The 11,632-nt window shown below is 68.5% G+C and carries 9 protein-coding genes; 8 read left to right on the top strand and 1 reads right to left on the bottom strand.

Annotation, left to right across the window (positions count from 1 at the left end; genetic code table 11):
* Positions 1 to 309 (bottom strand): hypothetical protein (locus NTX40_03610; protein ID MCX5648172.1); only part of this gene is annotated, 309 nt, incomplete at its 3' end.
* 203 nt (positions 310 to 512) lie between these two features.
* Here NTX40_03610 and NTX40_03605 point away from each other — a divergent pair.
* The 8 genes from NTX40_03605 to NTX40_03570 all read left to right on the top strand — a co-directional run.
* Positions 513 to 1,982, top strand: a complete 1,470-nt coding sequence (locus NTX40_03605; GenBank protein MCX5648171.1) for a putative DNA binding domain-containing protein — start codon at positions 513 to 515, stop codon at positions 1,980 to 1,982.
* 264 nt (positions 1,983 to 2,246) lie between these two features.
* Complete coding sequence (locus NTX40_03600; GenBank protein MCX5648170.1) at positions 2,247 to 2,792, top strand: macro domain-containing protein; 546 nt, start codon at positions 2,247 to 2,249, stop codon at positions 2,790 to 2,792.
* Between the two features lie 133 nt (positions 2,793 to 2,925).
* On the top strand, positions 2,926 to 3,537 hold the full coding sequence (locus NTX40_03595) for a DUF4416 family protein (protein ID MCX5648169.1): 612 nt from the start codon (positions 2,926 to 2,928) through the stop codon (positions 3,535 to 3,537).
* Positions 3,534 to 5,468 carry a tetratricopeptide repeat protein gene (locus tag NTX40_03590; GenBank protein ID MCX5648168.1) on the top strand — a complete coding sequence of 645 codons (1,935 nt, stop codon included), beginning with the start codon at positions 3,534 to 3,536 and terminating at the stop codon, positions 5,466 to 5,468. Before NTX40_03595 ends, NTX40_03590 begins: the two co-directional genes overlap by 4 nt.
* Positions 5,469 to 5,942: 474 nt before the next feature.
* Complete coding sequence (locus tag NTX40_03585) at positions 5,943 to 6,329, top strand: cyclophilin-like fold protein (protein ID MCX5648167.1); 387 nt, start codon at positions 5,943 to 5,945, stop codon at positions 6,327 to 6,329.
* 474 nt (positions 6,330 to 6,803) lie between these two features.
* Positions 6,804 to 8,291, top strand: coding sequence for a transcription termination factor NusA (nusA, locus tag NTX40_03580; GenBank protein MCX5648166.1), 1,488 nt, complete (start codon positions 6,804 to 6,806; stop codon positions 8,289 to 8,291).
* Between the two features lie 27 nt (positions 8,292 to 8,318).
* Positions 8,319 to 11,180, top strand: coding sequence for a translation initiation factor IF-2 (gene infB, locus NTX40_03575; protein MCX5648165.1), 2,862 nt, complete (start codon positions 8,319 to 8,321; stop codon positions 11,178 to 11,180).
* 192 nt (positions 11,181 to 11,372) lie between these two features.
* On the top strand, positions 11,373 to 11,632 hold a 260-nt coding region (locus tag NTX40_03570; protein MCX5648164.1), incomplete at its 3' end, for a DUF503 domain-containing protein.

Below are 11,632 nucleotides of genomic sequence, written 5' to 3'. Positions count from 1 at the left end.
CGACTCCGCCAGGCGCCGGTAAAGGTCCGCCGGCCTCGACCAGCAGTCCTCGAGGAGTTCGCCGCGGGGACCGTGGACGGGCTTCGGCGTCAGCACCAGGTCGGCCGACCCATACAGGCTATGCTGCCAGAAGAGCATGGCCGTCTTGGGCCGCTTGCCCTTCGGCGCGAGTTCCCAGACGCGCGGGGCCATGACGAGGCGGGCGGACTGTTCCCAGAACCGCGGGCAGGATGGGTTCGAGCGGCAGGAGAGCGCCGCGCCCGGCCAATCGACCGAGCGCCGGCATCTCGGCGACCAGGTCGGCCCCAAGGCCGGCAACGTTGAGGACCAGCGTCCGCTTCATCCGGCTCGCCCCCAGGAATGAGGAAGGGGCATCATACCCGCTCTGCCCCGCCCCGGCAACGGCCTGCAACCCGACCTTGACTCGCTCGCACGGTCCGTCTTACGATAGTCACTGAAAGGCACGTCACGCGGGGAGGACGACAAACCCGAACTCATCGTGGAGGCGGCCGATGGTGAGGAATGACAGCCCGGAATATCTCGCCAGCCTGCTACAGGAGCTGCGGCAGCTCCCCAAGGAAACAGAGTGGGTGGAGTTCAAGTGCAACAACGCCAACCCCGAAGAGATCGGCGAATACATCTCGGCGCTGGCCAACTCGGCCGCCTTGGAAGGCAAGGCCAACGCCTACCTCGTGTGGGGCATTGCGGACGGTACTCATGACGTGGTGGGCACAACGTTTCGGCCGACGCAGGCGAAAAAAGGGAATGAGGAGCTTGAGAACTGGCTGATTCGGCTGCTAAGCCCGCGGATTCACTTCCGCTTCGTGGAGTTCCAGGCCGATGGCAAACTGGTCTCGATGGTCGAGATTCCGCGTGCGGCGCACCAGCCGGTACAGTTTCAGGGGGTGGAATACATCCGGGTCGGCTCGTACAGGAAAAAGCTCAAAGATTTTCCGGAGAAGGAACGCGAGTTGTGGCGCATCTTCGACGTGACCCCCTTCGAGCAGCAGGTGGCCGCCGAAAGGGTAACTGCCTCGGATGTGCTGGCGCTGCTGGACTACCCCACTTACTTCAAGTTGCTGACTGTGCCATTGCCCGAGACGCGCGACGGAATTCTGGCTCGCCTTGCGGACGATCACATGATTGAGGCCTGCCCGGGCGGGCAGTGGAACATTCTGAATCTCGGGGCAATCCTGCTTGCTTCCGATCTGTCGAAGTTCCGCCACTTGGCCCGCAAGGCGGTGCGCGTCATCGAGTATGACGGAGACGGCCGAGTCCGCACCAGGCGGGAGCATCAGGGGCACAGGGGTTACGCCGCTGGTTTCGAGGGGTTGATTGAGTTTCTCAAGGGAATGTTGCCGGAGAACGAAGTGATTGGGGAGGCACTCCGCAAGACCGTTCCGATGTACCCAGAGTTGGCCATTCGCGAGTTGGTGGCCAATGTGATCATCCACCAGGACTTCACGGTCAGCGGGACAGGGCCGCTGGTCGAGGTGTTCGACGGGCGGCTGGAGATTACCAATCCGGGCGAGCCGCTGGTGGACACGCGACGGTTCCTCGACACGCCACCACGGTCCCGTAACGAGGCGTTGGCGTCGTTCCTGCGGCGCGTGGGCATCTGCGAAGAGCGAGGCAGCGGCGTGGACAAGGTGGTGTTCCAGACAGAGTTATACCAACTGCCCGCACCCCTGTTCGAGGCCGTAGGCGGGCATACCCGAGCCGTTCTGTTCGCGCACAAGTCGTTCGCCGAAATGGACAAGGCCGACCGGACGCGGGCCTGCTACCTGCACGCCTGCTTGCAGTTCGTGAAGCGTAAGCGGATGACTAACACCACGCTTCGCGAGCGATTCGGGATCGAGGAGAAGAACCGGGCGCAGGTCTCGCGGGTGATCAGCGATGCCATTGAGGCTGGAGTGGTCCGTCCTTATGACCCCGAGAGCGAGTCAAGAAGACACGCAAGTTACGTTCCGTACTGGGCTTAGAACCGTGAGCGAGACGAGCGAAAAACCTGTTTGCTCCCTATTTGACGGCCATTTGATCGGGCCATCGCGGGCTACCAGATATGGGAGTACTCGATCCTGGCAACCCCAAGATGTTGCGCATTCGGTCTGGCCAGCCTATTTGACGCCCGTTTGACCCGGTGTGGCCGTGGATGCAGAAAGGCGTAGAGCAATGAAGGCCACCGACACCCATCTTCAATGCGGCCAATAGCGATCTGGCGCTAGGTGGGGGGTGGGGGGCTTAGCATGAGCTTCAAGGAAAAGATCCAGATTCTCCAGGGCGACCTCACGGCCCAGGACGCCGACGCCATCGTCAACGCCGCCAACAACGACCTTCAACTGGGCGGCGGCGTCGCGGGCGCCATTCGCCGAAAGGGCGGACCCGCCATCCAGGAAGAGTGCGACCGTATCGGCCCCATCCCCCTGGGCGAGGCGGCCGTCACTGGCGGCGGGAACCTCAAGGCCCGCTACGTCATCCACGCGGCCAGCATGCGCCTGGGCGAACCGACGGGCGAACCGAACTTGCGCGCCTCCACGCGCGCCAGCCTCCTTCACGCGAAGGAACTGGGGATCCGGTCCATCGCTTTCCCGGCCGTCGGCGCGGGCATCGCGGGGTTTCCGATGCGGCGCTGCGCGGAGGTGATGCTCGAGGAGGCGCTGGCGCACCTGGCGGGCGAGACGAGCCTCCAGGAAGTGCGGTTCGTCCTTTACGACGCGGCCGCATACGAAACCTTCCGCCGGTGCTTCGAGGCGCTTAGCGCTCGGCGGTGGGGGAACATGACCGCCCGCTAACGCGGGCGGCTCGAACGACCGCTCGCACGCTTTTCGAGCCGCGACCGTACTTGTCCGCCGAAGCCCGAAGGGCGAAGGCGGAAGGTCGCGGTCATGCACGGGCTGTGCCAAGAGCCCCGGCACCGCGCGGGATTTGGCTTGGCACGTCCGCGCGGAGCGTCGTATCATCATTCTTGCCATGGGCGAAATCCGCCACGCCGAACCCGTCAAACTCTTCGTCGGCATGCTGTCGGCCTATCCCGGCGCGCTGGCCGAGGCCGAGGCCCGTCTCGTCCAGGTCCTCGGCCCCGTGGACCTGAGAAGCGACCTCTGGGCCCACGAGTTCACCGAATATTACCGCGACGAGATGGGCCAGCCGTTGCTTCGTGGTTTTCTCTCGTTCGCCGAACTCATCCCCCCGGACCGCCTGGCCACCATCAAGCGCCTGACGAACCAGGTCGAGCAGACAATCGCCGCCTCGCGCGAGTGGCCCGTCCTCAGGCCGGTGAACCTCGACCCGGGCTACATCGCGCCGTCGCGCCTGGTGCTGGCGACAACGAAGGACAACGCCCACCGGATTTACCTGGAGGGCGGCATCTACGGCGAAGTGACGCTCCTGTGGCGACGCGACCAGTGGGTCCCCCTGGAGTGGACCTATCCGGACTACCGGACGCCCGACTACCACGAGTTTTTCACGCGCGTCCGCGGCCGCCTCCTGGAGAACCGGCCGCACGGGAAACACCCGGCCGGGAAAAACGCCCCATGACGACCGTCTCGCGCGCCGACGAACGGCTGGCCGCCTTTCTTCGCGGGGCCGTCCTCGTCGTTGCCGCCGCCTTGCTCCTCCTCCTGCCGGAGTTCCGCGCCTCGGCCTCGTTCCTCGGCGCGCCGGGCCTTTCGGATCCCGCCACGGTCCTCGTGGTCGGCCTGGCGTTCTGGCTGATGCCGGTCCTCGTGGTCGCCTCGTGGGTGGCCGAGAACCGCGCCCGCCTGGCGCACGGCTGGATGGCGGCGCCGGTCGTCCTGTGGCTACTCGGGGCCGTGGTCTCGACGGCTTCGGCGTCGGACAAGTCGTCGGCCCTGGTGCGTGCGGCGGAGATGACCGGCCTCGGGACCGCCTTCTTCGCCCTCCTCCAGGCCGTCCGCACTAATGCCGACCGGCGGTTCCTCCTCGCCGTCGTCCTCGCCTCCGCCATCGTTCCGGGGGCGCTCGCCATCCACCCGGGCCCCCCAGGACCGGCCGCCCAGCACCCGGCGGTCTTGGCGGCCGTGCTGGTCCTGGCGACCTCGGTCGGCGCAGGTTTCGTCGCGGAGAAACTGTTGGAGGTGCGGTCGCGCCTGGCCTTTGTGCCCGCGGTCGCCGCCGTGACGACCCTGACGGCCCTGGCCCTGTCCTGGCCCGCCTGGGCGCCCGGCGCCCTGGCGGAGTCCTGGCGGGCCGCCCTCGCCGTCATCCGCGACCATTGGGCGACCGGCGTCGGCCTCGAAAACTTCGGCCACCAGTACCTCGCGCACAAGGCGGCCGCGGCGCCCGACGCCGTCACGGACCCGGCCAACCTGTGGCTCTCGGCCTGGAGCCAGTTGGGCCTGGCGGGGCTGGCGGCGGTGGGGGGCCTCACGGTCCTCGCGGCGCGCGCGGGACTCCGGGGCCGGCGCGGCGAAGCGGCGCCGGCGGGCGAGGACCGGTCGGTTCTCCGGCTGCTCGCGCCGACGGTTCTGCTCGCGGCGCCGGCCGTCATCGCGCTCTTTCCGCTCGGATGGCGCGCCGGGGCTGTTGCCCTGGGCGTGATGGCGCTTGTGGCCGGCCTCGCCGCCGGCGAGAACCCGTCGCGGCTGAAGGTTTCCGGGCGGCCGCTTCGGCTGCTTGGCGCCGCCTGCGTCGCGGGTGCAGCGGCGTGGCTGGTCCTGGCGCAGGTGGAACCGGCGCTGCTGTCGGCGCCGGCCTCCTGGGCGCTGCTCGTCGTGGTGGCCGCCGGCCTCTCCCGGCGCGCCGGGACCGAGCCGCACCGCTCCTTCCGCATCCCCCTGGGACTGGCGTTCGTCCTGATGCTGGCGGTGATGGCAGGCGCCTTTGCCTACGTCAAGTGCCTCCTTCTGCCGGTCGCGCGCGAGCGGGCGCTTCTCGCCGCCGCCACCCAGGCCGAAGGCGATCTCGACATGGACGAGACGCTTCGCAAGGCGGGCCGGGCGAACCCGCTCGCCTGGGAGCCGGCGTACGTGCGCGGCAGACTGTGGCAGGACCGCGCCGCCGAGGCCGAGGGACCCGAACAGGCGATGGCGACCGACAAAGCCATCCGCGCCTACGGCGAAGCGCTGGCGCGGCACCCGAGGCTCGGGGAGGCGTACGTCCGTTTGGCCGCCTGCCGGCTCGCCGTCTCCGGAGCGTTCGAGGATGCGGGGGCGCTCCAGGCCGCCAGGGAGTACCTGGCGCGTGCGGCCGAACTGGCACCGACGGACCCGCCGACGCGTCTGCGCCTGGCGGACGTGACGGACCGGCTCGGGGAGGACGCGGCCGCGTTGGCCGAGTATCGCCGCGCCCTCCAACTCGACGCCCTTGTGCCGGCGGGCCCTGTGGTAGAGGGAATCTCTCACTACAGTGCGGGCTCGCGGCAGCTGTCGAAGGAGGAGCGTGCAGCCGCCGAGCGGCGCGTCGCGGAACTCGAAGAAAGCCTGAAAGGGGCGACCCCGGCGCGCTAGGATCCCCCGCGCCCGGGGAAGTGGCGGGTGCGGCAATTTCCCCTGGCACCGTCTCCCCTCAGAATTAATTCTTGACAGCCGTCGCGTGCGGGGACTACTCTCATGTTGAATCGGTTGGCGAAAAACACGGGGGGCGCGTTAAGGAGGTCCGGGAATGCCCGTGTGGTGGTATGTTCTGATTCCCATTCTGGTCGTCCTGATCGTGGTGTTTGTTGTGATCAGGAAAAAGCAGCGCCAGCAGTAGCCGGGGGCGGCTGCTCGGTGATTGAGGTCGGCCTGTGAAGGCCGGCGCGGCTTCGCCATCCCGATCCCGGCGCGCCGGGACTCCGCCTGCGCAGCATCCTGCGGAGGGGCGAAGCCCGGCGGCGCGTGGACCGGATCGGCCTGAAAGACGGGCCCGTCCGGTCCGCGTCGCTCCGGCGGAGGGTATTGCGCCGCGCGGCGGCGCGGTGTTCGTATCAGCGGGAGGCAGGCATGCACGAGATTCGAATCGCCACGGACAAGATCGAGATGCTGGCCACCCTGAGCGACACGCCCACGGCCGAACGCATCTGGGACGCCCTGCCCATCGAGAGCGCGGTCAACACCTGGGGCCAGGAGATTTACTTCAGCATTCCCGTCCAGGTGGACCTGGGCGTCGAGGCCCGCGACCGGATGGAAGTCGGGGAACTGGCCTACTGGCCGACGGGCAGCGCGTTCTGCATCTTCTTCGGCAAGACCCCCGCCTCCAGGGGGGACGAGCCGCGAGCCGCCAGCCCCGTCAACCCCATCGGGCGAGTGGAGGGCGACGTCAAGGTCTTCCGCCAGGTTCGCGACGGCGAAACCATCCGCCTGGAACGCATCGAAGGCGAGACCCCGTAACGAGGGGGCGAGCCCCCTTCGGGCGACGCGTCCGGCTCGCCCCGTCCACGTCTTGGGCGCCGCCGGCGAGAAAGTTGTTGACTCCGGGGCCGCCGGACGGTAAATTCATGGAACTTTGGCTGCGCCGCCGGTCCTTCGGGGCGAACGGGGCTCCGGGCCGGAGCGGCCGGAAACGGATTCCCACGGAAACGAGGTCGGCGACCGACGGATGGAAGCGCACCACGCGAAATACGGAAGCCGCCCTCAGGACGACCGGACGGGTTGCACCAACACTGGGGAGCCTGAGCATGTAGCACAGGCGTAAAGGCGCGCGGTGCGGCTCGCACCCCGGCAGATCGGGACGGACCCGGGCCGGGGGCGGCGGAAGTGGGGTCCACAGCCGGTCCCACTTTTTTGTTTGCCGGACCGGGGACCGCCGACTCGACGGGCAGCACGCTCGGGCTGCGGGAAGCGAATCGGGGAGTGCCGACACGGATGAACGGAGAACTTGTACGACTGGTTGAGACGATTCGCCGGGACAAGAGCATCGACGGCGAAATCATCTTCCAGGGCATCGAATCGGCGCTGGTGTCGGCGGCGAAGAAGCACTTCGGCGCCGCGGAGGACGTCTCCATCACGATCGACCGCGCCAGCGGCCAGATGGAGGTGATCATGGGGGGCCAGCGGATCGACCCGACCGGTTTCGGGCGCATCGCCGCTCAGACCGCCAAGCAGGTCATCATCCAGAAGATCCGCGAGGCCGAACGCGCCAGCCTCATGGAAAACTACGCCGACCAGATCGGCGCCATCATCTCCGGACAGGTGACGCGCGTGGAGCACGGCAACGCGGTCGTAAGCCTGAGCCGGGGCGAAGGGTTCCTTCCGAAGAGCGAACAGATTCCCGGCGAAACGCTGCACGTCGGCGACCGGCTGCGCGCGCTGATTATTGAGGTCCGCGAGGCCGGCGCCAGCGTCAAGATCGTCCTGTCGCGGACGCACCCGGACCTGATTGCGCGGCTGTTCGAGTTGGAGGTGCCCGAGGTGGCCGAGCAGACAATCGTCATCGAGGCGATCGCCCGCGAGCCGGGGCGGCGGACAAAGGTCGCCGTCTCCAGCATCGATTCCCGCGTCGACCCCGTCGGCGCCTGCGTCGGCATCCGGGGCAGCCGCATCAAGAACATCGTCGCCGAGGTCGCCAACGAGAAGGTCGACATCGCCCGCTACAACGAGTCGCCGCAGATTTTCATCGCCGACGCCCTCAAACCCGCCCAGGTCAAAGAGGTGCTTCTGAACCGCGACATCAACCGGGCGACCGTGCTCGCGGCGGACGACCAGTTGAGCCTGGCGATCGGCAAAAAGGGGCAGAACGTCCGCCTCGCCGCCCGCATCACCGGCTGGAACATCGACATCATGACGCCGGCGGAGTACGAGCAGCAGCGCGCGGCGGCCTACGAACAACTCGTGAGCCTCGAGGCCGTCGGAGCGGAACTGGCGAACGAACTGGTGGCGGCGGGGTACATCAGCCTGGCCGACGTCGCGGAGGTGGGCGCCGAAACCCTCTCCCGCCTGCTGCGCGTCGAGCCCGAACAGGTCCAGCGGATCATCGTACAGACCGCCGCCCTGGTCGCGACGCTCGAAATCCGCGCCGCCGCAGAGGCGAAACTCGCGGCCGAAACCGCCGCCGCAGAGGCGAAACTCGCGGCCGAAACCCCCGCCGAGGTTGCCGACTCGGCCGAGACGATTGCCGACGCCGAAACGGCACCGGACGCCCCGGCGACCACGGAACTCCCCGAAGCCGACGCCGCCGCCGAAGAACCCGAAGAAACCCCCGCTGAGGTTGCCGACTCGGCCGAGACGATTGCCGACGCCGAAACCCCACCGGACGCCCCGACGGCCACGGAAACCCCTCAGGCCGAGGCCGACGCGACCGGTGAACAGGCCGTCCAGACGACGCCTGACGACGACAAGGGGGCCGACGTCTAAGAGAGCCAGGGGAACGGGAGCCGAATCTTGCCGGTACGCATCTACGAACTCGCCCACGAGTTCGACATGCCCACTAAAGAGATCCTCGCCGTCTGCCGGGAAGCCGGCCTCGACGTCAAATCACACTCCAGCACCATCGAGGACGACGAGGCGGACCGGATCCGCGCGCGCCTGGCGCCCCGCCAGGGCGACGCGCCCCAAACGGAAGTCCGGGTCCTAGCGCCCGAGGCCGCCAAGCCCGAGCCGCCAAGCCTCACGCCCGACGAACAACTGGCGCGGGCTCGCAGCCTTCGGATCTCGCTGCCGACGCGCCACGCCCGCAAACCCCAGGCCGAAGGCATCAAACTGACGCCGCCGAGCCCCCCGCCGGTAAGCGTCGCCGAGACGCCGCCCGAGGCCGTCCAGGAAGAAGAGGCGCCGCAGCCCGAGCCGGCCGCGCCCGCCGGAGCGCCCGCCGTCGCCGAGGCCGCGCCGCCCGAGACGCCGGCCGCGGCCGAAGCGCCCGCGCAGCGTCCAGAGTCGGAGGAGGCTCGGGCGGCGGAGACCGCCCGCGAGACGACGGAACGCGTCGCCCGGGTGCGAAAGGCCCCGAGGCCGAAACTGGCCCCCAGGCCGAAACTCGCGCCGAGGCCGAAACTGGCCCCCAGGCCGGCGCCCGGCGCCCCGGCGGCCGGCACGGTCGCTCCGCCCGCACCGCATCCGCAGGCGGTCGGCATCGGCGCGACGCCGGCCCAGAAACCCGGGATCCCCGTCCGTCCTTCCAAGAGACCGAAGCGCCGACCGGCCGAGGCCGCCGAGGCCCCGGCGGTCGCGGAAGTCGAAGAGGTCGTCGCCCCCGTCAAAGGGCACCGCCGCGGCGCCCGGAAAGAAACCGAAGAAGAGGAAGCGGCCGGCCGGCGGCGCGCTCAGGCCTTCCGCCGACACGAACGCCTACGCCAGCGCGAGGACCAGGAAATCCTCGACCAGGTTTTCACCGGCGGCGGCGACACGGGCCAGATCGTCAGCGAACGCATCCGCGTCGGTGCGAGCGGCCGGCCGCTCGCGCCCAGGGTCCGTCGGCCGGCGCCTCCCCTGCGGCCCGCCGCCACCGAAGGCCCGCGCCAGGCCGACGTGGAACTGCCGATTACGGTCCGAAGCCTGTCGGCGGCGCTGGGGATCAAGGCGAGCGACATCATCCGCCGACTGATGGACCAGGGCGTCCTGGCGACGGTGAACGACGCGCTGCCGGAGGCGACGGCCCAGGAAATCGCCCTCAGCCTCGAGGTGGAACTCTCGATTCACCGCCAGCGCGCCCCCGAGGAAGCCATCGCCGAACTCGAGTCCCGCCAGGACGACGAGTCGCTCCTCGTGCCGAGGCCGCCCGTCGTCACGTTCCTCGGCCACGTGGACCACGGCAAGACGAGCCTCATGGACTATATCCGCAAGACGCGCGTCGTCGAAGGCGAGGCGGGCGGCATCACGCAGCACATCGGGGCCTACCGCGTCCCCGTCGGCACGCCTCGCGGCGACGCGGGCGAGCGATGGGTCACGTTCCTCGATACGCCCGGCCACGCGGCGTTCACGGCGATGCGCGCCCGCGGCGCCCAGGTCACCGACATCGTGGTGCTGGTCATCGCGGGCGACGACGGCGTCATGCCGCAAACCGAGGAAGCCATCAACCACGCGAAGGCGGCCGGCGTCCCCATCGTCGTCGCCATCAACAAGTGCGACCTCCCCCAGGCCAACCCCCAACGCGTCAAGCAGCAACTGACGCAGTTCGAACTGGTGGCCGAGGAATGGGGCGGCAAAACCATCTGCGTCAACACCAGCGCCGTCACCGGTGAAAACATCGACTCGCTCCTCGAGTCCCTCCTCCTGGAAGCGGAACTGCTGGAACTCAAGGCCAACCCCCAGAGCGATGCGATCGGCACCGTCATCGAGGCCGAACTCACCGAAGGCCTCGGACCCGTCGCCACCCTCCTCGTGCAGAACGGAACGCTCCGCGCGGGCGACGTCGTCCTGGCGGGGACGGCCTACGGCCGCGTACGCGCCCTGAAGGACGAAACCGGACGCCATCTGCGAGAGGCCTCGCCGACGGTCCCCGTCCGCGTCGCGGGCCTGTCGGCCGCCCCGGAGGCCGGCGAGCGGTTCTACGTCCTGGGGGACCTCGCCCAGGCGATAGAGATCGCCGAAGAACGCGAGCGGGACTCGCGCCAGAGCACGCTGGTGGCCGCCCGCCAACCGAGGACCCTCGAAGCCGTCTTCGAACGGATGACCGCCGAGGAAGTCAAGGAACTGCCCATCATTCTCAAGGCCGACGTCCAGGGCTCCGTCGAGGCCATCCGCGAAAACCTCGAAAAGATCGAGCACCCCGAGGTCCGGGTCCGCGTGCTGCACGCGGCGGTGGGCGGCGTCAACGAAAGCGACGTCCTCCTGGCCGACGCCTCCAACGCCATCATCCTCGGCTTCAACGCCGTCCCCGACGCGGGGGCCCGGACGCTGGCGGAGGAGCGCGGCGTGGACATCCGCCACTACAACATCATCTACCGCATCACCGAGGACATCCGCAACGCGCTCGAAGGGCTCCTGACGCCGCAGAAAGAGGAGCGGCGTCTGGGCGAGGCCCAGGTCCTGGAGGTCTTCAAGGTCAGCCGCGCCGGCACCATCGCCGGCTGCCGCGTGACCGACGGCGCCATCGCGCGCAACGCCCGGCTGCGCGTCATCCGCGACGGCCTGGTGGTCCACGTGGGCGGCATCGATTCGCTCCGACGTGTCAAGGACGACGTCCGCGAAGTCCGCAGCGGACAGGAATGCGGCATCCATTTGGCCGCTTACAACGACGTCAAGGTCGGCGACCGGCTGGAGGCCTTCGAAACCGTCACGGTGAAGCGGACGCTGGGGCAGGCCTAACGCTGCCGTGTTTTTCACCGCAGAGGCGCTCTAACCGCAAAGGGCGCAAAGCACGCAAAGAGAAGATGCGAGGAACGGCCAAACGACTTTTAACATCGCCGGGGTTTGCTTTTTGGTCTTGCTGTTGCCCCCCGATCCGTCCTTTGCGCTCTTTGCGTTCTTTGCGGTAAGATGGCGTCGTGGAACTAACCTATGGTCGTCGGCATCCTGCAACTTCGCCTGATGATCCGCGACGCGCAGAGCCTCAAGGACAAACGCCGTATCGTCAAGAGCCTCCGCGACCGCATCCGCAACCGCTTCAACGTCTCCGCCAGCGAGGTCGATTCGCTCGACCGGCACCAGCAGGCCGTGCTTGGCATCACCCTGGCCACCAACGACCGCATCTTCGCCGACCAGGTCCTGGCGAAGGTCGTCGACCTGGTCCGTGCAACGCCGGGCGCCGTGCTCGTGGA

It is taken from the genome of Planctomycetota bacterium, assembly GCA_026387035.1.
Classification (GTDB): domain Bacteria; phylum Planctomycetota; class Phycisphaerae; order FEN-1346; family FEN-1346; genus JAPLMM01.
The sequence above is the reverse complement of the archived record's forward strand: the minus strand, read 5'-3'. Positions and strand labels throughout refer to the sequence as shown.

Bases quoted from the DNA above. Each gene is read 5' to 3' on its own strand.
- NTX40_03600 (MCX5648170.1), top strand. From the start codon at position 2,247: ATGAGCTTCAAGGAAAAGATCCAGATTCTCCAGGGCGACCTCACGGCC.
- nusA (MCX5648166.1), top strand. From the start codon at position 6,804: ATGAACGGAGAACTTGTACGACTGGTTGAGACGATTCGCCGGGACAAG.
- NTX40_03590 (MCX5648168.1), top strand. From the start codon at position 3,534: ATGACGACCGTCTCGCGCGCCGACGAACGGCTGGCCGCCTTTCTTCGC.
- NTX40_03605 (MCX5648171.1), top strand. From the start codon at position 513: ATGGTGAGGAATGACAGCCCGGAATATCTCGCCAGCCTGCTACAGGAG.
- NTX40_03585 (MCX5648167.1), top strand. From the start codon at position 5,943: ATGCACGAGATTCGAATCGCCACGGACAAGATCGAGATGCTGGCCACC.